The sequence below is a fragment of the Photorhabdus bodei genome (genome assembly GCF_003287735.1).
Lineage (GTDB): Bacteria > Pseudomonadota > Gammaproteobacteria > Enterobacterales > Enterobacteriaceae > Photorhabdus > Photorhabdus kayaii.
The window spans coordinates 1-24,822 of record NZ_NSCM01000056.1 but is presented as its reverse complement, the minus strand read 5'-3'; the positions used below and the strand labels follow the sequence as shown (position 1 = coordinate 24,822).

Sequence of the window (24,822 nt, the reverse complement as noted above, 5' to 3'; positions counted from 1 at the left end):
TGAGCTTTGTGCTTTAATCCCCATAAACACCTTTCCTTATTTCAGTTACGTATATTAGCTTGAACATCTATATCGTAACGGAAAGGTGTTTTTCTTGGTATAACCTCGGGTCTCCACCCGCATAGCGGGTGGTTTTATGTTTAAGCAGCTGACGCTACTTAAACTGGCTAAAGCCATAATAAAACGGGAGGGCCCTCCTCCCATCAATTGATTACGCAGCCCTTTGCTCACAGGACAAAGATAGATACGCCAAACGACTAGCAACCAGCAGGTTTAATTGACAATGGCTTAATCTCTATCAAGGCTGGAACCAATCATCAGCGCTTTCCCATGTCTCTTGTAGAATCTCTTCAACGGCTTTCCTGTCATCAGGAGTGCCACCACGAACAGATAGCCCATCATGACTTGCCAACTTCACATTGGTTTTAATATCAGGCCAGCGACGTTTAAGACGGTTGTCCAGTTCTACAGCAAGCGCAGGGACGGCACCTTTTGGCAGTTTTTTAGATTTATCGATAGTGACTTCTACATGCATAATTTTTCCCTCCACAAACAATACTGTTCATATAAACAGTAATATTATCTATATGAATTGTAAATAGCTCTGTAAAACTATTTTAATTTTTATTTATCAGTAAATTATGAGCTATCATTCTTTACCAATGACAAGAGCTAAGCGCACCAAAATCGAGATCATAAACATTTCATACTTGAAAACTTCGATATCCCGTCAAAAAATGTCACAATAAGGAAATTGTTTTGTCCATCTTATTGGAACTATAAAAACCTGAGAATCCATGATACAAGCACCTTCTTTTCAACGTTCACTACTTCATCCCCGTTATTGGCCTACTTGGTTTGGTATCAGTCTGCTTTACTTACTGGTTCTGCTCCCCTACCCCATTATTTACCGGATAGGCACTCGTCTGGGCAGATTTTCTATGCGCTTTCTGAAAAAACGTGCCAAAGTTGCCGAAAGAAATCTTGAGCTATGTTTTCCTGATATGCCACAAGAGGAGCGCAACGCGCTATTAATAAAAAACTTTGAATCCGTCGGAATGGGAATATTTGAAACGGGTATGGCTTGGTTTTGGCCTGACTGGCGGATAGAACGCTGGTTTAAAGTTATTGGGCGAGAAAATATTCAGAAAATTCAAACTACTGGGCAAGGAATCATTGTTATTGGTATCCATTTCCTGACGCTGGAACTCGGTGCCCGCATTCTCGGTTTGCTCAATCCTGGAATTGGGGTCTACCGACCAAATGATAATCCAGTTATGGATTGGCTACAAACATGGGGACGACTGCGCTCCAACAAATATATGCTGGATAGAAAAGATGTCAAAGGCATGATCCGCTGTCTGAAAAATGGCGAAGTTGTCTGGTACGCCCCCGATCATGATTACGGCCCACGAAAAAGCGTATTTGCACCACTATTTGCTGTAGAACACGCTGCAACCACCACAGGCACGTCGATACTTGTACGCCTCGCTGATCCGGCAATGATCCCATTTACTCCCCGTCGTCTGCCTGATGGAAAAGGTTATGAACTGATTATTCAACCGGCAGTGGCAGGATTTCCAAAAGATGATGAAGTGAAAGCGGCTGCTTTCATGAATAGAGTTGTCGAACAGGAAATTTTACAGGCACCTGATCAATATATGTGGTTGCATCGTCGCTTTAAAACCCGGCCTAAGGGTATGCCTTCTCTGTACGGACAAGCCGATAAAGTCCATTAAATTTATTCATGGCTGTTTCTTCATCCAGGAAACAGCCATAATCACTTTCGTATCCCCCCAATAATTCACTATCTCATCTTAATGCTGATGCCATATTTTTTAATCTAATTTATTTCCAATTTTTATATAAGAAACAAGGACTAATCTAAAATTTCCTAATAAATACTAAGTTGACAATCAGGTTACTTTACTTTCTTTATCTTTCATTATCACCGTTAATATCTAGCCTTTGAAAAGATGTCTTATATATTATAGTTATTACTTAATTTATTATTTTAAAATATTTTCCCCATAAAAAGACATCGAATATAAATAGAAGTAAGTCAATAGGTCTTATCCTCATTTTAACCAATCAATGATGAGAAATGAGATTTATGTCGGATTTTGCTCTGAAAAATGAAATATAAAGTAAGAGATATCTTACTTGTTAATAAAATTGACCGAAAAATATGTTAAAAATATATTAACAAAACAGGACATCATTTAATAAAAACGTGGCTTTTTTGTTTGCTCTAAACCTAAATTTGAAAGAGCTTGTTAAAAGCTTTATTTGTCACACACACTGCACTCCTGGAGTGTAGTCTTATAGGAAAACTTAGATGCAATCCTCCATTAACAATACGAAAACCAGAACTTTCTTTGGGCATCCTTATCCATTAAGTTCTTTGTTCTTCACAGAAATGTGGGAACGTTTCTCTTACTACGGCATTCGTCCACTGCTGATCTTATTCATGGCTGCAACCATCTATGATGGTGGTATGGGTATTCCTCGTGAACAGGCCGCTGCCATTGTCGGTATCTTTGCAGGCAGTGTTTATCTGACCGCACTACCCGGTGGTTGGCTGGCGGATAATTGGTTAGGTCAACGTCAAGCAGTCTGGTATGGTTCAATCATTATTGCACTAGGGCACTTGTCTATCGCCCTTTCCGCTTTCTTGAGTCATCACCTGTTTTTTATCGGTTTACTACTGATCGTATTAGGAACAGGACTATTTAAAACCTGTGTCACCGTGATGGTCGGCACACTATATAAAAAAGATGATCCACGCCGTGATGGTGGTTTTTCCCTATTCTACATGGGGATTAATCTCGGCTCCTTTATCTCTCCATTAATTACCGGCTTATTAATTCAAGACTATGGCTGGCATTGGGGTTTTGGTATTGGTGGGCTAGGAATGCTAGTTGCTCTACTGATATTCCGCTTCTACGCGGTTCCCCTGATGCGCCGTTATGACAAAGAGGGTGGATTGGATTCAAACTGGGATCGCCCTACAGTCAAACGTAAAAATGTCGGCAAATGGGTTTTTACCGCTATTCTCGCTATGATGGCGATCATTGCCCTACTTGCCCTCGGTATCATTCCATTTAATCCAGTGGCCGTAGCCAGCACGATGGTCTATATCATCTCATCCTGTGTAACACTTTACTTTATCTATCTGTTCCTGTTTGCTGGTTTGAGTAGTAGTGACCGTTCCCGCCTGCTGGTTTGTTTTATTCTGTTGGTATCTGCTGCTTTCTTTTGGTCTGCATTCGAGCAAAAACCAACCTCATTTAACCTGTTTGCCAATGATTATACTAACCGCTTAGTGATGGGATTTGAGATCCCAACAGTATGGTTCCAATCAATCAACGCACTATTCATTGTCCTACTGGCCCCCGTATTCAGTTGGCTCTGGCCTGCGTTGGCCAAAAGTAATATTAACCCAAGCAGTATCAGTAAATTCATTATTGGTATTCTGTTCGGTGCCGGTGGTTTTGGTCTAATGATCCTAGCGGCCCAGAATGTATTAGCAACAGGTGAAGCTGTTTCTCCACTCTGGCTGGTCGCAAGTATTCTGTTTCTGACACTCGGTGAGCTGTGCCTTAGCCCCATTGGGCTCGCAACGATGACGCTACTGGCCCCATCCCGAATGCGTGGTCAGGTCATGGGCTTGTGGTTTTGTGCAAGTGCTTTGGGTAATCTAGCTGCCGGCTTAATTGGTGGACATGTGCGCGCTGACCAACTGGACAACCTACCTGATCTATTCTCCCGTGTATCTTTGGCTCTGGTTATTTGTGCGGCCGTATTAATGGTATTAATTGTCCCTATTCGCCGCCTGCTCAATAGTGCTGATAAATCAGAAGCAAAAGCTCAATAATATTTATCACTCACGTAAAGCCATCTCATCATAAGATGGCTTTATGTATTTCAATGTGTAAACTTGATGTCCTTGAAAACAAACACATTAGTGCATTGCCGTTATAACTGATGGCTTAATTATCTGTTTCACATTCAGTGATTCTGCTTGATATGCATGATTACGCACATCCCATAATTCAACCGCATGTTGAATATTAAGCCAAAACTCTGCTGTATTCCCCAAAGCCGCAGCCAATTTAATCGCCATAGGAACGGTCAGAGAACCTTTATCATGCACAATTCTGCTTAATGTATTGCGGTGAACACCCATGGCTTCCGCAAGCACATTAATTTCGATATTCAAAGGCACCAGAAACTCATTCACCAATATTTCACCCACTGTTGCAGGGCGACGTTTTGTATTCCTCATCATTTATTTCCCTCAGTTTAATAGTTATGAGGATCCAAATATGTATCAACCGCAATACCATCAATCCATTGAAAAATAAGCCTATATTGCCTATTTACTCTTATTGAGCACCATCCCCTCAAATAGCCATTTAAGTATTCAAAGTGGTTTCCCGGAGGGATTCTTAAATCAGCCTCTTTAACCGAAGCATCCAGAATTGTTTGTATATTACGCACAATCATATTGTGCATCAAGTTATAAAATGCTGAAAATATCATTTGGCTTTACGCAACTTGGCTGGAGTACAACCATAGTGTTGACTAAATGCAAAGGTAAAAGCTGACTGGGAAGCATAACCAGACAGAAAAGCAATGTCAGCCAAAGTCCTATCACTGTAAGCCAACAAATTATAGGCAAATTCCATCCGGCACGTTTTCAAATAAGCCATTGGACTCATCCCTGTTGCAATAAACAGTTTACGATACAAGGTACTGGCAGATACTGCGCAAATATCAGCCATATCCATCACCGTCACTTTCTCATGCAGACGCCCAACAAGCCCTTGATGTAGTTTTACTATCAACGCTGAAGATGCGCCTACTTGTGGTAGCTGAGCGAGCAGCAAACGGGCAGCATCAGCGTGATTAGCGGGTGGCTGCGGGTAATCATGCAACCACTTAATAAGAGCAAGCGCAGAATCAGGTAATGGTTGCCAGAAAGCATCACTATGTAATGGATTAAACAGTGCCGAAGGCAACTCCAGCACCAATTGCTGATTTTCACCACTAGCGAAAAAGCTGTGTTTCGCATCCGGTGGGATCATAACAACATTTCCAAAACTAACGGTACGTTGTTGCCCTTCTACGTTTAACTCAAGTTGCCCGTTATAGCCAAAAACGAACTGCCATAACCCTTGATGGCTATGGCTAATAGTTTCAGCAGAATACCGGCGTAAATGTAATGAAGGTAATTGAAGAGCCATATTCATTGTCGCTGATTAAAATACACTCCATTCATTCGACAACAAAATAGCGTGATTTACAATAATTTATGACCATTCGGGACAGGAAGAGTAAATTCTGCGATCACCACCGCACCATTTTCATCCACACTGCCGGTCAGTAATACCTCCGATTTAACACCAGCAATCCGTTTTGGTGGAAAATTGCATACACAAAGAACCTGACGACCAATTAATTGTTCAGGTGTGTAATGCACAGTTATCTGGGCGCTTGAGCTTTTAACGCCCAACACGCCAAGATCAATTTGTAATTTATAGGCAGGCTTGCTAGCTTTACGATTCAATTCTACTGAAATAATTGTGCCAACCCGCATGTCAACTTTCTCAAAGTCAGTCCATTCGATCTGTTCCATATATTCTTCTCCTTTAGTACGAAGTCATTATACTCACATGCTAATGGAGAAAATTCTTTCGAAAGAGCGTCAACAATTGTCGACAAACTGCCTATTTTTCCCGACAGGTCATTCACTTCACTATCGAGTTGCTTTAAGTCACGGTTATTCCCGATCAAAAAAGTTACTTCTGGTCATGCCCCCGTTCTCTTTAATACGAGCATCGCGTTCAAGATCTCGACGGATTTTATCATTGACACGATCATTAAACTCTCGGCTCTTCCGATTAAGTTCATCTTCTTTCATCTGTCTTGCCAGTTCCCGCTTCCCCTCCGCGTTATTATCCGTAATGAGTTTATCCACATCCCAATGCTTAGGTTTAAGATTTTCCCGTTTCTTCAAATATTCCGCAGATGGCTTATTATCAGCAGGAATATCACTTTTGTAGTCAAAATTTGAGGCAAATGTCTGGAAAGAAATTGCAGATAAAATGACAAAAATGTAACGCGATCCTTTATTCATCGTATTGATCCCTTTTCAAAACCATAACTCAGAATAATTATTAAATAATTATCACCAATAAGAATCAACAACATTTATGTCTAACAAACCAATTATCAATATCAGGTTTACACTCTATTTAAATTATGTGCTTTCTACTGACCTGATAAAGCATTAACCCGCCGTAATTCGCGGGTCAATAGTCATTAGAGGTTCATCGGGAATATAAGGCATTATACCCGTTATCTTTCAAGTTGCCTCTTTGTTGGCTGCACTCGCTCACCCCGGTCACATAGTTACCTATGCTCCCGGGGATTCACTCCCTTGCCGTCGCGATCCATCTTGAAATCCATAGGGTATATACCCGTCATCTTTCAAATTGCCTCTTTGTTGGCTGCACTCACTCACCTCGGTCACATAGTTCTCTATGCTCCCGAGGATTCTCTCCCTTGCCGTCGCGATGCATCTTGAAATCCATAGGGTATATATCACAATTAAATCAAGTTTCCTTGCCGATAAGCCAGAGAAACCGCCAAAGATTGCACTAAACACAAAGTAGCAGACTGAGAACGGAATGCTTCCACCTGTGCTTCTTTAACCACAAAGCAAACATCACTAAAACTGGCAAGCGGGCTAATCTGGCTATCTGTAATCACAATCTGTTTTGCCCCGGCTTTTGCCGCCCGTTCACTGACCATCAGTGTCTCTTCTGCATAGGGGGTAAAACTGATTGAAACAACAACATCTTCTTCCCCAATTAAATTAATCTGTTCCCTGAACATCCCCCCCAAACCATCCACGAGTAAAGGGCGACATTCCAAGTGATTCAATGTATAAGAAAGATAAGCCGCCACACTAAAAGAACGACGCAGCCCAATAATGTAAATATTCTTAGCTTGAGCCAATAAGTCTACCGCGTTCCTTAAATCTTCGGGGGCTGTTCTGGCAGCTAACTGTTGCATAGCCTGCACATTTGAACGAGCAAATTCCTGCAAAATATGCTGAGGGTCTTCTGGCAGTTCCTGTTCGCCATCCAGTTCTCTAAATAATCTGGCCCGGTCTGCATAACTGGCGGTTTCTTCCACCATATGCATACGAAACAGCTGTTTCATTTCATTAAAACCACTGAAATCAAACGCATTAGCAAAACGAATTAATGTTGATGGAGGAACATCAGCTTCTCTGGCAATCACAGCAACAGTATCAAAAGCGACACTATTCGTATTATCCAGCACATATCGAGCTACTTGTTGCAGGCGTTTACTCAATTCACTATAGCGTGAACGGACTTGTTCTTGAAATTCATTCAGATTCGACGCGACAGACATAAATCCCCCATAAAATTTATCGCCAGCAATTGTAATCGTTTTACCGTATAAGCTGAATCATATTTCATTTTTATAGTTAAAAATGAAATACATAATCCATTCATTGTAATAATTTATTATTACCACTATATTGATTAACATCTAATTAGTCACCTAATTATCGGTAATTCATAAAAACTTTACTCCGATCACACTAATTGCCTTTTGTTCCAAATCATATTGAAAATAAAACATATATTTCATATATCTATTATCAAAGTTTCCGATTCAGTACTAACATCAAATCCGCAAAAGAGGCTCAGAATGGAACAGGTACATAATTATGTTAATGGGCAACTTATTCCCAGTCATAGCACTCGTTTTTCGCCGGTTTTCAATCCAGCAACGGGAAAACAGATACGTCAGGTAGCTCTAAGCACAGCCCATGAAGTTGAACAGGCAATTGAAATCGCTCATCAAGCTTACAGAGAATGGTCTAAAGTATCACCACTGAAACGTGCTCGTGTCATGTTCCAGTTCAAAACATTACTGGAAGCTAATATAGACAAACTGGCACGATTGATTTCAGAAGAACACGGAAAAATCTATTCAGATGCTATCGGTGAATTAACTCGTGGCCTGGAAGTCGTTGAGTTTGCCTGTGGCATCCCTCATCTACAAAAAGGTGAACATTCCGCGAATACCGGGACGGGAGTGGATAGCCATTCATTAATGCAGCCTTTAGGCGTTTGCGTTGGCATTACCCCTTTCAACTTCCCGGCAATGGTTCCTATGTGGATGTTTCCTATCGCATTAGCGACAGGGAATACTTTCGTATTGAAACCTTCAGAAAAAGATCCCTCTCTCGCGCTTGAATTAGCATCACTACTTAAACAATCCGGTTTACCCAATGGCGTATTTAATGTTATCAACGGCGATAAAGAAGCCGTCGATATACTACTAACAGATCCACACGTGCAAGCTGTCAGCTTTGTGGGTTCAACGCCTGTCGCTGAATATATCTACACTACCGCCTCAGCTCACGGGAAACGCTGTCAGGCGTTGGGAGGCGCAAAAAATCACTGTATTCTGATGCCAGATGCCGATCTCGATATGGCTAGCAGTGCTATTGCAGGTGCAGCATTTGGTGCGGCAGGTGAACGTTGCATGGCACTGTCTGTTGTATTAGCGGTTGGGGATGAAACGGCGGATGCGTTAATTGAAAAATTACGTCAACAGATCAACAAAATATCTGTCGGTCCCGGTATTGTCGCAATTACAGAAAACGATATGGGTCCCGTTATCTCCGCCCAACACCAAGCTAAAATCTGTGATTACATCGATAGTGGCGAAAAACAGGGGGCCAGCTTGTTAATTGATGGCCGTCAACTCAAGGTTCCCGGTTATGAAAATGGCTATTTTATTGGCCCGACGCTGTTCGATAATGTCACGCCAGAGATGAAAATCTATCAAGAAGAGATCTTCGGTCCTGTTCTGTCAATTGTCCGTGTACCCGATTATGCCACCGCGCTAACATTAATTAACTGCCATCAATATGGTAATGGTACCGCGATATTCACCCGCGACGGAGAAACAGCTCGCCAGTTTAGCGAAGATGTACAAACGGGTATGGTAGGCATCAATATCCCCATTCCGGTACCAATGGCCTTCCACAGCTTCGGGGGGTGGAAACGCTCAATTTTTGGCCCACTTAACGTTCACGGTAATGATGGCGTTCGCTTCTACACCCGCATGAAAACTGTTACCAGCCGCTGGCCAGCAAGTATCAGGCTAGAACATCATTCCAGCAATTTTGTGATGCCAACAATGGAATAAAATGGAGCTCTGTAACATGAACAAATCAACAATGACGACAGCTCAAGCATTGGTGAAATTCCTGAACCAGCAATATGTGGAAGCAGACGGAGAGCAATACCCATTCATCAGAGGAATCTTTACCATTTTTGGTCACGGTAATGTTGTTGGATTGGGGCAAGCATTGGAGCAAGATCCTGGTCACTTGACCGTTTACCAAGGATGCAATGAGCAAGGTATGGCCCATATCGCCACAGGTTTTGCTAAACAGAAAAAGCGCAAACAGATTTTTGCCGTAACCTCCTCTGTTGGCCCTGGCTCCGCCAATATGATAACCGCTGCGGCAACTGCCACAGCTAATCGCATTCCTCTGCTGTTATTACCCGGTGATCTCTTCGCCTGCCGTCAACCTGATCCAGTCTTACAACAGGTTGAACAGTTCCACGACCATACTATCAGCACCAATGACTGTTTCCGCCCTGTTTCTCGTTATTGGGATCGTATCTCCAGACCAGAACAGCTAATGAGCGCTATGATTAATGCGATGCGAGTTCTAATCGATCCAGCCGATACTGGTGCCGTCACAATTTGCCTACCACAAGACGTTCAAGGCGAGATTTGGGATTTTCCTGACTATTTCTTCCAAAAACGAATTCACCGCATTGAACGCCGCCCTGCTTCTGTCGCCATGATTAACGATGCGGTGGCACTCATAAACCGCAAAAAAAAACCTTTACTTATCTGCGGTGGTGGAGTGCGCTATTCAGAAGCTCATAACGCTTTTCGTCAATTCGCAGAACACTTCAATATTCCTTTTGCTGAAACACAGGCAGGTAAAAGCGCCGTAATTGCCGACCATCCCCTTAATTGTGGTGGCTTAGGCACAACAGGCTGTCTTGCTGCCAACCTGATCGCCAAAGAGGCCGATTTGATTATTGGTGTTGGCACCCGGTTTACTGATTTCACCACTGCATCCAAATCGCTATTTCAGCACCCAGAAGTTGAATTTCTCACTATCAATGTAGCGGAATTCGACGCCTGCAAACTGGATGCAATACCCGTTGTATCAGACGCCCAAGCAGGGTTAAACGCTATTGCGGAACAACTTATTCAATTGAATTATCACAGTGGTTATCAAGATGAGATTCATCAGGCACGGGAAACATGGAGAAAAGAGTTAAATCGTCTGTTCAACATTGAGTATCAGGTAGATTTCACACCCGAAATTTCCGGTCATCTCGATGATAAATTGGAAGAGTACAGCCAAACATTACAAACCCGCCTGACACAAACCAGCGTATTGGGATTATTAGACAAATATCTTGAGCCCGAAGCGATTATTGTTGGTGCATCAGGTTCCCTCCCTGGCGATTTACAGCGATTATGGCAACCCAAACAACCGGATACCTATCATCTTGAGTATGGCTATTCCTGTATGGGCTATGAAATAGCCGCTGCTATTGGCGCTAAACTAGCCTGCCCCAACCAACCGGTTTATGCCATAGTCGGTGATGGCGCTTATATGATGCTTCATTCAGAGCTGCAAACCGCAGTACAGGAAAATATCAAAATCACCGTGTTGCTATTTGATAACGCGGGATTTGGCTGCATCAATAATCTGCAAATGAGCCAAGGGATGGGCAGTTTCGGAACAGAAAATCGTTATCGTCACCCAGAAAGCGGCAACATGGATGGCAAACTGATTAAAGTCGACTTCGCCAAAAATGCAGAAAGCTACGGCTGTAAAAGTTACCGAGTCCACAATGAGCAACAACTGCTTTGTGCGTTACAGGAAGCCCAAAAACAGACGGTACCAGTACTCATAGATATCAAAGTGTTACCTAAAACAATGACGCATGATTATGAATCATGGTGGCGAGTAGGCACAGCACAAGTGGCCAAAAATCCAGCCATAGAATCCGCCGCAAAGAAAATAAAGGAGATGGTTGCAACCAAAGTACGTCAGTACTAGAAGTGAGTGGCCTGTTATCTTACAGGCCATTTTCCCTTTCCTCACCATTTTCAATGCCATTTTTGGAATTTTTATTCTGGAAATAAGTTACTCTTTTACTTTCACTAATCTCTATAACCAAGCGTAACCATATACTTAGTCGAATGCATATTATAATTTGTTTTTAAAGGACAAATTTCCCACTCCATCCAGTATCAATCTTACTTTACGTGATCTAATTAACACAAATTTAATATTATTATTAACAAAATGCTACGACACACTCAAAAATATAATTTCCAAATATTGATAATTTGAAATAAATATTTTATTTGATATATTTTAAAGTATCTCATAAGAAGATACTTAGGTATCAAGGAGCATCCATGTTCAACATTGCATTATTTGGCGCTGGACGAATTGGGCAAGTACACGCAGTGAATATCTCTCATCATAAAGAAACTTGTCTTTATTCCGTTGTCGATCCCGATCAGAAAAGTGCTGAACTTTTAGTACAGCAATACCAAACAAAAAGACAAACTATTGAACAGGCAATGTCCGACCCTGAAATAGATGGTGTTCTTATTGCCTCAGCAACAGACACTCATGCAGACCTAATTGAACTCGCAGCAAAACATCATAAAAAAATCTTCTGTGAAAAACCGGTTCACCTTGATATTGAACGTATTCGTCATTGCCTTGAAACCGTTAAACAATATCAGGTGCCCTTATTTGTTGGCTTTAACCGTCGTTATGATCCGCAATTCCGCCGAGTAAAAACCCTGTTTGATGCTGGTACGATAGGAAAAGCGGAATCTCTGCTGATTATTTCCCGCGATCCCTCTCCTCCCTCCGCTGAATACGTCAAAGTTTCTGGTGGTATGTTCCGGGATATGACAATACATGACTTCGATATGGCGCGTTTTATTATCGGTGAGGAACCCTGCTCGATCTACGCCCAAGGCAGTAACCTGGTTGATCCCGCTATCGGGCAAGCAGGTGATATCGATACTGCCTTTATTGTTATGAAATTCCCATCAGGAGCAATGGCAACCATTACCAACAGCCGCCGTTCCGGGTATGGCTATGACCAACGGATTGAATTGCATGGTGAAAAAGGGCTGCTTAGCGCCGGCAACATCAAAGAAAACAGCGTTGAGCTCTGGGAAAACAGCGGTTGTTTAACCGCCAAGCCAGAGCATTTCTTCCTGCAACGTTACCGGGAAGCCTACATTGCTGAATGGGATCATTTTGTCGATGTCATGGCTGGTCGCGCCACACCAGAATGCAGTGGCGCTGATGGCGAACAGGCACTTTATCTGGCCGATAAAGCTCTCGAATCCCTACATTCAGGTAAAGAAATCAAATTATACCCTATGGATTTCAAGATGCATCGCGACGGCAAGGGAGTGAATCCCCGGGAGCATAGGTAACGATGTGACCGGGGTGAGCGAGTGCAGCCAACAAAGAGGCAACTTGAAGGATAACGGGTATATAAAGCAGACCCATATCTCTAACTAACTGACTCACATTTATTTTCACCCTAAAAACGGGAAAGGCCACTTTCCCGTCAGCATATTGCTGCCTGAAAACAGTTAATCAGGCTTGGAGGATAGTATGTTAGCTTTTCTCTCATTTATTGGTTTTACCCTATTAGTGGCTGGCTTCGCTTATTACAAAACCCATAATGCTCGTCTGACAGAATCTACTGAAGGCTATTTTCTTGGCGGACGATCTCTCACAGGTGTTTATATTGGTAGCTCTATGTTATTGATGAACCTGTCCACAGAACATTTAATCGGTTTGAATGGATTAGCATTCCGAACCGGATTTATCGTTATGGCTTGGGAAGTAATAGCCGCTGTGACAATCGTTCTATTCGCTATTTATTTCCTGCCTAAATATCTGAAACTTGGTATTTCAACCATCCCTGAATATCTTGAACGCCGATTTGATAAAAATACGCTGCTTATTACCTCAATTCTTTTCCTGGCTATGTATATCATTTCACTACTCCCCATTGTGCTGTATACCGGCGCGATTGCATTGGAAAGTCTATTCCAGGTTTCCAATGTATTCAGTATTGATAAAACCACGGCATTATGGATTATGGTTTGGGGCGTTGGTGGATTAGGTGCGGTCTATGCCATCTTTGGCGGTATTAAAGCCATTGCCGCCGCGGATACTATTAACGGCATTGGCTTAATCGTTGGCGGATTAATGGTAACTATTTTTGCCCTACTCTATGTTGGTAATGGCAATGCCTGGCAAGGATTAGTTGAAGTTTATCAATCTAATCCTGATAAATTTAACTCCATAGGCAGTGAAGATTCTCTGGTTCCTTTCTCCACGCTATTTACCGGCCTAATTGTTTCCAATATGTTTTTTTGGTGTACCAATCAATCCATTGTTCAGAAGGCTCTTGGTGCGAAAAATCTAGCCGAAGGACAAAAAGGCGTCATGTTGTGTGCTTTACTTAAACTCATCATGCCGTCTATTATTATTCTACCTGGCATTATTGCTTTCCATATTTTCAAAGGACAAATAGATAATCCAGATAATGCTTACCCAGAATTAGTACATTTAATTCTACCGGAAGTATTGGTTGGTTTCTTTGCCGCCGTGGTCGTTGGTGCGGTATTTTCCACATTCAGCGGCGGACTTAATTCATCTGTAACACTGTTTATCGTCAATATTTACAAACAGCGAATCAATCAAAATGCCACCGAAACACAAACAGTCGCTATGAGTAAATATTTGGGGATCGGGCTAGCGTTAATCACTATGATCGTCGCACCGTTAGTCGCTAATGCGCCGGATGGTCTGTTCTATCTCATTCAACAATTACAGGGGATTTTTAATGCGCCAATTCTCAGCGTGGTATTAGTTGGTCTAATGACTAAACGAGTGCCGCCTATTGCCGCTAAACTTGGCCTATTATTTGGTATGTCCGCCTATATTATCTGTAATTTCATTTTAAAAATTAACCTGCACTTTTTTCACCTGGTTGGCATTTTATTTGCTCTCAATGTTATTTTCATGTTGGCTATTGGCTACTTTTTTCCAGCTAAACCATTTGAAGATGTTTATACCGAACAGGTAAATATTACGCCGTGGTCTATGGTGAAACCGGTTGCATGGTTAATTACACTCTGTTCAATCTCGATATATATATTCCTCGCACATAATGTTCCCAAGGTAATTATGATTATTTATTACCTATTTGCTGCACTAATACTATCTTATGCGCTATACCAGATAGGTAAAACGCTATTCAGAAAGCTTGTAATAAATAGTACGCCAAAAAGATCAGGTAAATAAAATAAATAACTGACTTTATTACTCCAATATTATTATCAGAATAACTCACTGCCAGGATTTCCCTGCATCCTATATTTTAAAGAGGAAATCCTGGAGATATAACAACTCCCTTTGCTAACCAACACACTTCATATACCCGTCATCTTTCAAGCTGCCTCTTTGTTGGCTGCACTCACTCCGGTCACATAGTTATCTATGCTCCCGGGGATTCGTTCCCTTGCCGTCGCGATGCAACTTGAAATCCATAGGGTATATATACCAAGCCATAAATGAAATAAAAATTCTAATATTCTATTTTTTCTGTTCTTATCACTGAATGGCACCTAACTCATTATAAAATTAACCCTATATAACAATGTATTACATAAAAAACCCTTATCAGATCACAACTTGGAATTAATGTTCTTATTTAAGTTGAAAATGAAATAGATGTTTCCTATAACAGGTGTATGATAGCAACCAAGGCTAACTGGCAAACACTAAAGAATCGACTGCAACAACAAACGACCTATCCGCTTCTATTCGGAGAAACAGCTATATGGAAGAGATTCGTATCGGCCTAATCGGTACTGGTTACATCGGACGCACACATGCCATTGCTTACGCACAAGCACCTACGGTTTTCCCTCTGGCAGGCAAACTAGTTTGTGAAATGGTAGCCGAAGTTTCTGCTGAACTCGCCGCAAAACGGTCTGAACAGTTAGGTTTCCGGCGCTTTACTGATAATTGGCGCAAATTAGTAGCAGATCCCGATATTCATGTTGTTGATATCTGCTCACCAAATTTTCTTCATAAAGAGATGGCTCTCGAAGCGATCAAACATGGCAAGCATGTTTATTGTGAAAAACCACTGGCACTAAACTCAACTGATGCAAAATTAATGGTCGAAGCCGCCAAAAAAGCCAGAGTGAAAACATTAGTCGGTTTTAACTATATGAAAAACCCTACCGCACAACTGGCTAAAGAGATCATTTCGAATGGTGAAATCGGTGAAGTCATTCACTTCTACGGCACTCATAACGAAGATTATATGGCTGATCCACTCATCCCTATTCACTGGCACTGCTTCAAAGATAAAGCTGGATTAGGTGCATTAGGCGATCTTGCTGCTCATATCATCAATATGGCGCAGTACCTGGTTGGTGATATCCAAACTGTTTGCTCAGACATGGCAACTATCATCAAACAACGCCCGGAAAAAACCGGTTCTAACATTATGGTTGCGGTAGAAAACGAAGATCAAGCACATGCTATGGTGCGTTTCAACAGCGGAGCAATGGGTATTATTGAAACCTCCCGTATTGCCTGCGGCCGCAAAATGGGTTTGAGCTACACCATTACAGGAACAAAAGGTGCTTTGAGCTTTACGCAAGAAAGGATGGCCGAACTAAAACTTTACCATCACGATGAACCAGCAAACCGCCAAGGCTTTAAAACTATTCTTATTGGACCGGAACATCCTGACTATGCACCATTCTGTCTCGGTGCAGGTCACGGCATCGGCTTCAATGATCAAAAAACAGTGGAAATCAGAGACTTGATCAATGGTATCGCCAGCAATAAAGCGATATGGCCAGATTTCACCGAAGGTTGGAAAGTCTCACGTATTCTGGATGCCATTGCTCATTCTTATCAAGAACAACGTTGGGTGAATGTCACTGAAATTAATTAATTATTTTTATCAATCTTCCACTGTCGGAGCTCATCATAGCAACACTTGATGTTGTACTTAATAAGGAATTGTTCAATGGAGCAGCAAAAAAAATTTGATGTCATCTGCATGGGACGAATCGCCGTTGACCTTTACGGCCAACAAATCGGAGCACGTCTGGAAGACATGGGAAGTTTTGCAAAATATCTTGGGGGTTCTTCCGGTAATGTCGCCTATGGTACCGCTCGTCAGGGGCTTAAATCTTCCATGCTAGCCAGAGTCGGTGATGAGCATATGGGACGTTTCCTTAGGGAAGAGTTGCAAAGTGTTGGCTGTGATACCAGCCATCTAACCACGGATAAAGAACGCCTTACGGCACTGGTGCTGCTAGGAATCAAAGATAAAACCACTTTTCCCCTGATCTTCTATCGTGATAACTGCGCCGATATGGCAATTACCCGTGATGATTTCAGTGAAGAATACATTGCATCCGCTCGTTGTCTGGCTATCACCGGAACACATCTTTCTCATCCTAACACTCGCGATGCGGTGCTGACGGCCCTCAACTACGCCCGCCGTAACCGTGTGAAAACGGTCATGGATATTGATTATCGCCCGGTACTTTGGGGGTTAACTTCTTTGGGAGATGGTGAAACACGTTATATCGCATCGGAACAGGTAACAGCTCAGCTACAGGAAGTATTATCACTATTTGACCTCATTGTTGGCACAGAAGAAGAGTTCCATATTGCCGGTGGTTCCACAGATACTATCGAAGCACTACGCAACATTCGTAAACTCACATCTGCTGCATTGGTTTGCAAACGGGGATCACTAGGATGCTCTGTTTTCACCGCTGAAATCCCTAATGATCTGAATGATAGCATCACTATACAGGGCGTTCGTGTCGATGTGCTTAACGTTCTCGGTGCCGGGGATGCTTTTATGTCCGGCCTGCTACGCGGCTATCTAAATAACGAAGGTTGGGAAAAAGCCTGTATTTACGCTAATGCTTGTGGCGCATTAGTTGTTTCTCGTCATGGCTGCGCACCGGCAATGCCAGATAAAACAGAGCTTGATAACTATCTATCACGCGCCAATCAAATACTACGCCCTGATTTGGATGAAACACTTAATCACCTTCACCGTATCAGCGCCCGTAAAAATCAATGGGACGAACTGTGCGTCATGGCATTTGATCATCGTATTCAATTTATCGAATTAGCCCGACAAGCAAATGCCAGTATCAAGCGTATTTCATCATTAAAACAACTTCTATTGCGCGCCAGCCGGGAAGTTGCCACAGAAGCAGAGTTACAAGGAAAAATAGGCCTGTTATGTGACAGCACTTTTGGTCAGGATGTTTTAAACGAAATTACCGGTCAAGGTTGGTGGATAGGCCGCCCAATTGAGCTACCCGGCTCTCGCCCGCTTTGTCTGGAACATGGCAACATCGGTTCCCAACTTATTGACTGGCCACTGGAACACATCGTCAAATGCCTGATGTTTTTCCATCCAGAAGATGCTCACCCACTCCGCCTGGAGCAAGAGAAAAAAGTTCGGGAAATTTATGCCGCATGCTGTAAATCTGGTCACGAACTTTTACTGGAAGTGATTCTACCTGCGGAAATGAAACACTCAGATGAATTCTATATTCGCGCACTTAGACGATTTTATAACCTTGGCGTCAAACCGGATTGGTGGAAACTCCCACCTCTCAGTTCTGAAAGTTGGGACAACATTAACTATCTCATCGAGCAGAGAGACCCCTATTGCCGTGGCGTCGTTATTCTTGGCCTTGATGCTCCACAAGAAGAGCTGGAAATGGGCTTTAATGCCGCCGCCGGCAAATCCATCGTCAAAGGTTTTGCTGTCGGAAGAACCCTATTTGGTCAACCATCCCTAAAATGGCTAAAAAATGAGATTGATGATAACCGTTTGATCCAGAAAATAAAAACCAATTATCACAACCTGATTAGCTTATGGCGTCAGCGCGGATAGCAACATAATAAAATTATTTTATTCAACTAGGAGCACCATCATGGCTGTTCAACTTGGTATCAACCCTCTGACTTGGGCTAATGATGACTTACCCACCCTCGGCGCAGATACGCCACTGGAAACCTGCTTAACAGAAGGCCGCCAGGCAGGTTTTACCGGTTTTGAATTGGGCAACAAATTCCCTCGTCAGGCCAACATATTGGGCCCCATTCTTGCCGCCCACGATCTCGTACTGGTATCTGGCTGGTACTCTGGCGAATTACTCACCCGTTCAGTGGCGGAAGAGATTAAAGCGGTACAATCTCACCTGACCCTGCTGCGCGAATTGGGAGCTAATGTCATGGTATTTGCGGAAGTGACAAACTGCATTCATGGCGATCAAAACAAGCCAGTCCATCTTCGCCCTCAATTTCCAACTAACCGCTGGCAAGAATACGGTGAAAAATTAACTGAATTTGCCCGTTACACTCAAGAACAGGGTGTTCAGATTGCTTATCACCACCATATGGGAACGGTTATTGAAACTGAGAAAGATGTTGATCATCTGATGGAAAATACCGGAGATGAAGTTGGATTGTTGCTGGATACCGGTCATTTAACCTTTGCCGGCGCTGATCCACTGGCTGTCGCAGAACGCTGGGCAAAACGCATTAATCATGTTCACTGTAAAGACATCCGTCCTGATGTACTCAACGATATAAAAAACCGTAAAACCAGTTTCCTTGATGCGGTGCTAAGTGGTGTATTCACAGTACCGGGAGATGGTTGCGTTGATTATCCGGCAATTTTTCAAGTGTTGAAAAAACAAAATTATAAAGGCTGGCTGGTAGTTGAAGCAGAACAAGATCCTGCTGTTGCTCATCCATTCACCTACGCAACGATGGGTTATAACAATTTACGCAAATTTGCCAGAGATGCCGGATTGTTTTAATTAATCACAATCTGATTCATGCAAAAATAGTACTGAGGATAGATAATATGTCCAAATTATTATCAAAATATCATGCACCGGATCAAAACAAACGAACTCAACATATCACGCCGGAATCAGCAAACTGGAAGTATGCCCACTTCGATGTTTATGAGTTGACTTCGGGTGAAAAAATCACCTTGCCCGCATCAGAAAATGAAACCTGTCTGGTGCTGGTGGCAGGAAAAGCCACGGTTATCACGCCACATCAGAAATTTGAACATATTGGTGATCGCATGGATCCATTTGAACGCAAAAAGCCCTATGCCGTCTATATCACCGCAGGTGAATCTGTTGACGTTATTGCCGATACGGCTCTCGAACTGGCGGTGTGTCAGGCTCCGGGTAAAGGAAGCTACCCGACTCGCCTGATTGCACCGCAGGATATTGACGCAGAAAAACGTGGGAGCGACTGCAACCAACGCTATGTTCACAATATCCTGCCGGATAACAAACCTGCTGATAGCTTATTAGTGGTCGAAGTCTTTACCGATGAAGGCTGCACCAGCTCCTATCCCAGCCATAAACACGATACGGACAATGCGCCACAGGAAACCTATTTGGAAGAAACCTATTACCATCGCCTGAACCCTTCTCAAGGGTTCTGCATGCAACGTGTCTATACCGATGACCGTTCACTGGATGAATCAATGGCTGTTTACAACAAGGATGTGGTCATGGTTCCCAAAGGCTATCACCCAGTGGCAACCATTGCCGGTTACGACAACTATTATCTCAACGTAATGGCCGGACCAACTCGTAAGTGGCTATTTACCTGGGAAAAAGACCACCAATGGGTTAACAGTGAAGAATATGCACAAAAGCATCACAATTGATGCATATCGAGAAGAAAAAAGGTTGCTTTTTTAGCGCACTCAATCGAGTGCGCTGCTGCCTATACGGCAGTGAACAACAAGGGCCAATACAAGACAAACCGACGTCATTTCTAAGCTGCCTGTACGGCAGTGAACAAATCACACTTAAATGAGCTTTAAACGACAGGTTTCTAAGCTGCCTGTACGGCAGTGAACTGTTAGATACTACCTTTAATTTACTGATTATTAAAGAACATAATGATAAAAAGCAGAAAAACCCTTTTTATTAGCAGCGGCTAATCCTTTAAATAAATCAATAAGTTATAATTAGCCGCTAAAAAAGGGTCAAAACCAAGGAATGGTAGCTGATGAACTTAATCCATAAGAACTGAAAACTCCTTGTGTTGATTTATCTTCTATTGGTCCTTGTTCGACAAACAACAGAAAACTTTGACCTGATGACAAACTTTTGACAAACAAGAACGGTAAATCAGAACGTTTCTCTTTGCTGATAGGAATGCGTTGCAAGGCTTGTTCCTCCGTTAACCATCCTTTTTTAATCGAACGACGACGAAGCCGCTCCGCACTGCCCTTTACCTGCACTCGGCTAACATGACGATATCGAGCATCCTTAGGGATTGGCTGGATATCAATCACCTCAGTATAATCCCTGAGTCCTTTTAACCAAGATAAAGACTGCAAATCATTCAATGCTTCGTTTGCACCGTGAATCCTTAGCGTATCCCCCAGTGTTTTTCTCGCACACGGAAAACTGACCCCAATACGTCCGTTACCTACTTGCCCCAAAGCCCGATGCAGTTTAGCAAATAACGCTTCCATAAGGTCTTGCTGACTAAATTCAGGATCGGGAAGAACACGGATTTCAAAGTAATAATCCATCTGATCCCCTTATTCACCTTTTTCACCAAAAACACCGCCACGAATTAGCGTCGCCATAACATAGTGTTGTTGCTCTACTTCTTCTGGTGCTTTTCCTTTAACGACCCAGTTATCTAACAAAGTATAAAAATCCATTTTTACTTTAGGCTGACGATAAGCCTTACCACGGCTGGTTACAGAACCATAGGGTTCAACCGCTATTGGGCCAAGACCCAATTCCGTAGCGTCTGGGTACCACGTATCAATAGTTCGGAGCGCATTGCCCACTTTTTGCGAATGCAATGCAGCGATCTCATTGACCTGATACAACACTTTGCTTTTTTTACTGTTACTGTCGAGAACCAATTCTTGAGAAGGGAAAATTTCCTGCCCATGCCCTAAACGAACAAATGCCTCAACATTGAATAATGTTGATCCGTTACCTGACAATCCTTCCTCAATTTCAGCGGCAAGTTTAGCTAAGTTACCTTCTACCTTACCAAATTCACGTAAGCTGAAATTTTCGCAATCAAACTCCCACCATTTACCACTCTTACCACTTACGCGAACCTTAATTTCTTCTGCTCCAACTCGGTTACGCCACAAAAACCGTCCATTAGCCAAGTTTTCTGCATAACGTGCTGCAAGCGTTTTGAAACCATGTTCAGCAATATAACCGTTGATCACGTTTGCCAGTTCAGCTTGATAATCCTGATCATTACATACTGATGGTGTTGAAAGATTACCTAAGACCCGTAATGTAAAACTGACTTTTAGAGTATCAGCATCAAAAGGCAATGCGGCAACATCAACACGTTGCAGGTTTGCTTTTTGAATCTCCGCATCCAACTTAGCTGGATCGCTGGTTAAAGCGTTTTTCAAGCGGTTGGAAATCGTCCCCCGGACAGCTTTTTCCTGAATAGCAATAGGTTTCCATTCACCGTCAATTCGTTCCCAATTTCCAGCAAACATTAAAGCATCGGAGTTAGAAAGTTTACGTTCAAATGCCAGTACAGAAGCTGTTTTAATAGTTGATTTAGACATGTAGATATCCTTCTTTAAATTAATCAGTCGATTATTCTTACTTTCTTATTGGGTTTGGATTGACGGGAAACAGTCTGTTGATTACAACACCTGTAGACACCCTCTCCCTCTTGATAGTCATAACACCAGAGTAACTGGCGAATATCGTCAATACGGTGCGGGCTTTTCCATTCACCTACCCCATAGATTGCTTCAACAAAACAAAATGGAGTATTAGGATCACGGGTTTTATCTACTTTCCCGGCGGGATATAGCGGCGATATTGCCTGATAACCTGTCATCAGAGGAACTAAATATCCAGAATCGGGTTTAGGAATATATTCCCAATATGCAGGATCACCAATTTCAGGTTGCTTATCATCCTGAACAGGAATAGCCCGCATTTTAATAGTAGAAAAATCAAGCCAGGCATCAATCATCTCTGCTTGAGGATTATCCTGTTTTAATTCTTCGTAGTGTTTAGCTAGCAATTCAGAGCGATCTAACAAGGCAAAACCCGGCAGTAAACGACGCATTAATTTACGGGTTGCCTGCCCTTCCTGCGGAAAAGCAATAACATTAACTTTAGCAATTTCAGTAATAGTACCACCCGCTAGTCTCTGAGTTGGACATATTTCCAGTAAATATTGTTCCAATTCGTTAGCTTCTGTATCGCCAGCAATTTCACCAGAACATTCTATTAATAAAGAAACCGTCATGTGCATACGACCTTCTTCATTAAAAGAAGCTGTCTTTTCTTCTCTGGTTAATGGATTGCGGGTTAAAGCAAAGACTTTATCCCTAATAGGATCAGATTGATGAACATGCAGTTGGTGGTTATGACAAATAACGCCACAATTTTCTAATCTTAAATCATGACTTTGCTGTAACTTACGTGAAAGTGCATGAGTAAATCCAAGAAAATGAGTGATTGCCGGAAAACCATAGGTTAAGCCTGCAATTGCATTCGCGTTTTCTACTTTAATATGGCGCAAAACAATCAAATAACTCATAACGGTACCTCTGGCAATTCATCCTCAAATTCACGTAACCGTTTTTTAAATACAAAAGCCCATTCATGACGTTCAGCCAATCCAACTTCTAACCGTTCATGACGCAATTCGTTGTTCAACCAGAGACCAAAATCGTCGGCAATTTCTTTTTTCCAGTCTCCACCTTCACGTTCAAATTTGAATATTTCATCTCGTTGACAACGATAGGGATCAAGCCAAAGCTGCTGAGAACGTTTTAAATCACAATTCGCACTCCAACCTTTAAATTCAGCCTGATTCTGTACGCTAGCGACATAATTAAATAAAATATCGATAATTTCATCAACATATGCCTGACGATTCCGTCGGATTTCTTCCGTACGTTTCTGTACCCGAAATAGATATTGTCGCATCAATCTGACAGTACGGTAGGATAACAGAACAAACTGACTTCTCTGTTCAAAAATGGATCTGTGCCGTTCCGGAAGCTTGATATTACTTTGCCAGTTAGGAGCAGAACAAGATAAAAGCCAAGATCGTCCACCCCGTACGCTATTAAGGTAAGAAATATTTTGCGGCTTAGTTCCACCTATATTCTGTACAGCCGTATTGGGATAAATTACTCTAGTTTCAGGATGCCAACGTTCTTCTTTCTTTGCCTTATTAATTTCTTTCGATGATTCACCAAAACGGGCTTCAGCGATACGCTGATGCATAGCATGAGCCAGAGATGACGAAAATAGTGGACTTAATAAATGATACTCATCACATTCACCATTTACCGGGAAATAAAGTTGCTTTGCTAGTTTATGAGAGGAAAGCGTTTCATCTGACAAAGCTTGACGGAATCCATTCACCCAACGCTCAAGTTGCTGATCATTTTCAGCCAATTCAGCTAATGCTGAATAATCTCCGCGAGTTAGGCACTCCACTAGTGAATCTTTCTGATATTCAGTTTGTAACAATTTTGCGACATCAAGCGTAGCTGCGTTACCCACGGAATCGATTACAGGTTTATACAAAGTTGCAGTAGAAAGATATTTTCCAGTTGTATTTGATGATGTGGCAAAAATACTGCTACCTCTGGCATCACTATGAGTAAATTTCAGAGCATGTGTCACTAAACTGATCTGCTTTGCCCTGTTAGCGGCATCATCTAACCAATTCCTGACTTCATAATGTTCTTCCAATACCTTACGCTGCTCAGCAATTTCTTCCCGAACCAACATCATATCCTCCGAAGAGGTTAGCTTTGCCAGTTTCTTTTCCGCCTCTTTATCAAAAGCCTCCAATTTTGGATGTTTACGGCTTTCGATATAATCGATAATAAACTGACTCAATCCATTTTCATTCATAGCCTCTTATTTCACCTTATCAATAATGACCATTAGAATGCGCTATCTCTCTAAAACAGAGAGATAGCACTACACTTATTAGTCAATCAGTCTACTGGTTAGCAGAACTTTGACTGATAGTAACAGATACCGTGATTACTTTTTGGCCTTGAACAATACTTGACTCCTGATGGAAGTCAGTCACGGAAGGCAAATACATAAGTAACATGATAACCATACTCAGCAGATTTCCTGCCTTATCGTGTTTCTTATTAGATTTTCTTTTCATCGCTGTTCCTAAAATGAACTGTTTACAGCTACACTTTATACTACACCGATAAAATTATCAACCCATGTTGTTTTAAATCTTAGGTAGACGAAAAATATGGAATTTAATTTTTCAAAATACTTAACTATATGGGAACTGCTGTATAAGCAGCTTAGAAACATGTTGTTTTGATCTTAGGTAGAAACCAACTGCCGCACAGGCAGCGGTGCCCTCAACTGGGGGCACCAAACACGCCTAAAAACGGGTGGTAACGCCATGCTTCTCCGCCATCTTTTTTCCTAAGACGAATCTCACCAAAATGTTGGCTTACATTTTTTAACTCCATATCATTGGTATCAGATAAATTCTGGTAA

General features: G+C 42.2%; 24 protein-coding genes. 10 read left to right on the top strand and 14 right to left on the bottom strand.

The features are described 5' to 3' along the window. Window positions 1–298 precede the first annotated feature (298 nt). Window positions 299–535 (bottom strand): DinI family protein, encoded by a 237-nt coding sequence (locus CKY02_RS20670; RefSeq protein ID WP_011146092.1) that lies wholly within the window; start codon window positions 533–535, stop codon window positions 299–301. A 262-nt stretch (window positions 536–797) separates the two neighbouring features. On the opposite strand from CKY02_RS20670, the gene CKY02_RS20665 reads away from it, so the two are divergent. Beyond that, window positions 798–1,739, top strand: a complete 942-nt coding sequence (locus tag CKY02_RS20665; RefSeq protein WP_112896727.1) for a Kdo(2)-lipid IV(A) acyltransferase — start codon at window positions 798–800, stop codon at window positions 1,737–1,739. Window positions 1,740–2,338: 599 nt separating this feature from the next. Next, window positions 2,339–3,877 carry a peptide MFS transporter gene (locus CKY02_RS20660; RefSeq protein ID WP_112896726.1) on the top strand — a complete coding sequence of 513 codons (1,539 nt, stop codon included), beginning with the start codon at window positions 2,339–2,341 and terminating at the stop codon, window positions 3,875–3,877. Window positions 3,878–3,964: 87 nt separating this feature from the next. Here the strand turns inward: CKY02_RS20660 and CKY02_RS20655 are convergent, their stop codons facing one another. The 7 genes from CKY02_RS20655 to CKY02_RS20625 form a co-directional block, all read right to left on the bottom strand. Further along, a complete protein-coding gene (locus tag CKY02_RS20655) occupies window positions 3,965–4,288 on the bottom strand; it encodes a HigA family addiction module antitoxin (RefSeq protein WP_112896725.1) in 324 nt (107 codons plus the stop codon). A 17-nt stretch (window positions 4,289–4,305) separates the two neighbouring features. Next, window positions 4,306–4,518, bottom strand: coding sequence for a type II toxin-antitoxin system RelE/ParE family toxin (locus CKY02_RS20650; RefSeq protein ID WP_420800747.1), 213 nt, complete (start codon window positions 4,516–4,518; stop codon window positions 4,306–4,308). A 23-nt stretch (window positions 4,519–4,541) separates the two neighbouring features. After that, entirely contained in the window at window positions 4,542–5,249 is a 708-nt protein-coding gene (locus CKY02_RS20645; RefSeq protein WP_112896728.1) for a helix-turn-helix domain-containing protein, read from the bottom strand. A 56-nt stretch (window positions 5,250–5,305) separates the two neighbouring features. After that, window positions 5,306–5,641 (bottom strand): tRNA-binding protein, encoded by a 336-nt coding sequence (locus CKY02_RS20640; RefSeq protein WP_112877883.1) that lies wholly within the window; start codon window positions 5,639–5,641, stop codon window positions 5,306–5,308. A 144-nt stretch (window positions 5,642–5,785) separates the two neighbouring features. Then, window positions 5,786–6,142, bottom strand: coding sequence for a hypothetical protein (locus tag CKY02_RS20635; RefSeq protein WP_112896723.1), 357 nt, complete (start codon window positions 6,140–6,142; stop codon window positions 5,786–5,788). Window positions 6,143–6,421: 279 nt separating this feature from the next. Beyond that, complete coding sequence (locus CKY02_RS20630) at window positions 6,422–6,613, bottom strand: hypothetical protein (RefSeq protein WP_112896722.1); 192 nt, start codon at window positions 6,611–6,613, stop codon at window positions 6,422–6,424. A gap of 2 nt (window positions 6,614–6,615) precedes the next feature. Further along, window positions 6,616–7,449, bottom strand: a complete 834-nt coding sequence (locus CKY02_RS20625; RefSeq protein WP_112877881.1) for a MurR/RpiR family transcriptional regulator — start codon at window positions 7,447–7,449, stop codon at window positions 6,616–6,618. Between the two features lie 303 nt (window positions 7,450–7,752). Between CKY02_RS20625 and CKY02_RS20620 the strand changes: the two genes are divergently transcribed. The 3 genes from CKY02_RS20620 to iolG all read left to right on the top strand — a co-directional run bounded on the left by CKY02_RS20620 (window position 7,753) and on the right by iolG (window position 12,627). Then, window positions 7,753–9,264, top strand: coding sequence for a CoA-acylating methylmalonate-semialdehyde dehydrogenase (locus CKY02_RS20620; RefSeq protein ID WP_112896721.1), 1,512 nt, complete (start codon window positions 7,753–7,755; stop codon window positions 9,262–9,264). Window positions 9,265–9,280: 16 nt separating this feature from the next. Further along, window positions 9,281–11,215 (top strand): 3D-(3,5/4)-trihydroxycyclohexane-1,2-dione acylhydrolase (decyclizing), encoded by a 1,935-nt coding sequence (gene iolD, locus CKY02_RS20615; protein WP_202924709.1) that lies wholly within the window; start codon window positions 9,281–9,283, stop codon window positions 11,213–11,215. Window positions 11,216–11,580: 365 nt separating this feature from the next. Continuing rightward, complete coding sequence (gene iolG, locus CKY02_RS20610) at window positions 11,581–12,627, top strand: inositol 2-dehydrogenase (RefSeq protein WP_112896719.1); 1,047 nt, start codon at window positions 11,581–11,583, stop codon at window positions 12,625–12,627. On the opposite strand, the gene CKY02_RS25000 is transcribed toward iolG, so the two are convergent. Next, entirely contained in the window at window positions 12,578–12,724 is a 147-nt protein-coding gene (locus tag CKY02_RS25000) for a hypothetical protein (RefSeq protein ID WP_167405347.1), read from the bottom strand. The two genes, iolG and CKY02_RS25000, sit on opposite strands and share 50 nt — an antisense overlap. An 87-nt stretch (window positions 12,725–12,811) precedes the next feature. On the opposite strand from CKY02_RS25000, the gene CKY02_RS20605 reads away from it, so the two are divergent. After that, window positions 12,812–14,515 carry a solute:sodium symporter family transporter gene (locus tag CKY02_RS20605; RefSeq protein WP_112896718.1) on the top strand — a complete coding sequence of 568 codons (1,704 nt, stop codon included), beginning with the start codon at window positions 12,812–12,814 and terminating at the stop codon, window positions 14,513–14,515. 146 nt (window positions 14,516–14,661) lie between these two features. Here the strand turns inward: CKY02_RS20605 and CKY02_RS24995 are convergent, their stop codons facing one another. Further along, a complete protein-coding gene (locus CKY02_RS24995) occupies window positions 14,662–14,838 on the bottom strand; it encodes a hypothetical protein (RefSeq protein WP_162120814.1) in 177 nt (58 codons plus the stop codon). A gap of 215 nt (window positions 14,839–15,053) precedes the next feature. Here CKY02_RS24995 and CKY02_RS20600 point away from each other — a divergent pair, with 215 nt between their 5' ends. The 4 genes from CKY02_RS20600 (at window position 15,054) to iolB (ending at window position 19,973) form a co-directional block, all read left to right on the top strand. After that, complete coding sequence (locus CKY02_RS20600; RefSeq protein ID WP_112896717.1) at window positions 15,054–16,187, top strand: Gfo/Idh/MocA family protein; 1,134 nt, start codon at window positions 15,054–15,056, stop codon at window positions 16,185–16,187. Between the two features lie 75 nt (window positions 16,188–16,262). Then, window positions 16,263–18,167: a bifunctional 5-dehydro-2-deoxygluconokinase/5-dehydro-2-deoxyphosphogluconate aldolase gene (locus tag CKY02_RS20595; protein ID WP_112896716.1), complete on the top strand. Its 1,905-nt coding sequence runs from the start codon at window positions 16,263–16,265 to the stop codon at window positions 18,165–18,167. A gap of 40 nt (window positions 18,168–18,207) precedes the next feature. Next, window positions 18,208–19,098, top strand: coding sequence for a myo-inosose-2 dehydratase (iolE, locus tag CKY02_RS20590; protein WP_112896715.1), 891 nt, complete (start codon window positions 18,208–18,210; stop codon window positions 19,096–19,098). Window positions 19,099–19,145: 47 nt separating this feature from the next. Beyond that, window positions 19,146–19,973 carry a 5-deoxy-glucuronate isomerase gene (gene iolB, locus CKY02_RS20585; protein WP_112896714.1) on the top strand — a complete coding sequence of 276 codons (828 nt, stop codon included), beginning with the start codon at window positions 19,146–19,148 and terminating at the stop codon, window positions 19,971–19,973. A gap of 324 nt (window positions 19,974–20,297) precedes the next feature. On the opposite strand, the gene cas6f is transcribed toward iolB, so the two are convergent. From cas6f to csy1, 4 genes are read right to left on the bottom strand one after another with little or no spacing between them, the layout of a single operon-like run. Next, on the bottom strand, window positions 20,298–20,852 hold the full coding sequence (cas6f, locus tag CKY02_RS20580; protein WP_112896713.1) for a type I-F CRISPR-associated endoribonuclease Cas6/Csy4: 555 nt from the start codon (window positions 20,850–20,852) through the stop codon (window positions 20,298–20,300). Window positions 20,853–20,861: 9 nt separating this feature from the next. Continuing rightward, window positions 20,862–21,875, bottom strand: a complete 1,014-nt coding sequence (gene csy3 / locus CKY02_RS20575) for a type I-F CRISPR-associated protein Csy3 (RefSeq protein WP_112896712.1) — start codon at window positions 21,873–21,875, stop codon at window positions 20,862–20,864. Between the two features lie 23 nt (window positions 21,876–21,898). After that, window positions 21,899–22,867 (bottom strand): type I-F CRISPR-associated protein Csy2, encoded by a 969-nt coding sequence (csy2, locus tag CKY02_RS20570; protein WP_112896711.1) that lies wholly within the window; start codon window positions 22,865–22,867, stop codon window positions 21,899–21,901. Next, window positions 22,864–24,201: a type I-F CRISPR-associated protein Csy1 gene (gene csy1 / locus CKY02_RS20565; RefSeq protein ID WP_112896710.1), complete on the bottom strand. Its 1,338-nt coding sequence runs from the start codon at window positions 24,199–24,201 to the stop codon at window positions 22,864–22,866. The genes csy2 and csy1 overlap by 4 nt, the downstream gene beginning before the upstream one ends. Window positions 24,202–24,822: the final 621 nt, after the last annotated feature.

Excerpts from the sequence above, each read along its gene's own strand:
- CKY02_RS20670 (WP_011146092.1), bottom strand. The coding sequence starts at position 535 with ATGCATGTAGAAGTCACTATCGATAAATCTAAAAAACTGCCAAAAGGT.
- CKY02_RS20665 (WP_112896727.1), top strand. The coding sequence starts at position 798 with ATGATACAAGCACCTTCTTTTCAACGTTCACTACTTCATCCCCGTTAT.
- CKY02_RS20660 (WP_112896726.1), top strand. The coding sequence starts at position 2,339 with ATGCAATCCTCCATTAACAATACGAAAACCAGAACTTTCTTTGGGCAT.
- CKY02_RS20655 (WP_112896725.1), bottom strand. The coding sequence starts at position 4,288 with ATGAGGAATACAAAACGTCGCCCTGCAACAGTGGGTGAAATATTGGTG.
- CKY02_RS20650 (WP_420800747.1), bottom strand. The coding sequence starts at position 4,518 with ATGCACAATATGATTGTGCGTAATATACAAACAATTCTGGATGCTTCG.
- CKY02_RS20645 (WP_112896728.1), bottom strand. The coding sequence starts at position 5,249 with ATGGCTCTTCAATTACCTTCATTACATTTACGCCGGTATTCTGCTGAA.
- CKY02_RS20640 (WP_112877883.1), bottom strand. The coding sequence starts at position 5,641 with ATGGAACAGATCGAATGGACTGACTTTGAGAAAGTTGACATGCGGGTT.
- CKY02_RS20635 (WP_112896723.1), bottom strand. The coding sequence starts at position 6,142 with ATGAATAAAGGATCGCGTTACATTTTTGTCATTTTATCTGCAATTTCT.
- CKY02_RS20625 (WP_112877881.1), bottom strand. The coding sequence starts at position 7,449 with ATGTCTGTCGCGTCGAATCTGAATGAATTTCAAGAACAAGTCCGTTCA.
- CKY02_RS20620 (WP_112896721.1), top strand. The coding sequence starts at position 7,753 with ATGGAACAGGTACATAATTATGTTAATGGGCAACTTATTCCCAGTCAT.
- iolD (WP_202924709.1), top strand. The coding sequence starts at position 9,281 with ATGAACAAATCAACAATGACGACAGCTCAAGCATTGGTGAAATTCCTG.
- iolG (WP_112896719.1), top strand. The coding sequence starts at position 11,581 with ATGTTCAACATTGCATTATTTGGCGCTGGACGAATTGGGCAAGTACAC.
- CKY02_RS20605 (WP_112896718.1), top strand. The coding sequence starts at position 12,812 with ATGTTAGCTTTTCTCTCATTTATTGGTTTTACCCTATTAGTGGCTGGC.
- CKY02_RS20600 (WP_112896717.1), top strand. The coding sequence starts at position 15,054 with ATGGAAGAGATTCGTATCGGCCTAATCGGTACTGGTTACATCGGACGC.
- CKY02_RS20595 (WP_112896716.1), top strand. The coding sequence starts at position 16,263 with ATGGAGCAGCAAAAAAAATTTGATGTCATCTGCATGGGACGAATCGCC.
- iolE (WP_112896715.1), top strand. The coding sequence starts at position 18,208 with ATGGCTGTTCAACTTGGTATCAACCCTCTGACTTGGGCTAATGATGAC.
- iolB (WP_112896714.1), top strand. The coding sequence starts at position 19,146 with ATGTCCAAATTATTATCAAAATATCATGCACCGGATCAAAACAAACGA.
- cas6f (WP_112896713.1), bottom strand. The coding sequence starts at position 20,852 with ATGGATTATTACTTTGAAATCCGTGTTCTTCCCGATCCTGAATTTAGT.
- csy3 (WP_112896712.1), bottom strand. The coding sequence starts at position 21,875 with ATGTCTAAATCAACTATTAAAACAGCTTCTGTACTGGCATTTGAACGT.
- csy2 (WP_112896711.1), bottom strand. The coding sequence starts at position 22,867 with ATGAGTTATTTGATTGTTTTGCGCCATATTAAAGTAGAAAACGCGAAT.
- csy1 (WP_112896710.1), bottom strand. The coding sequence starts at position 24,201 with ATGAATGAAAATGGATTGAGTCAGTTTATTATCGATTATATCGAAAGC.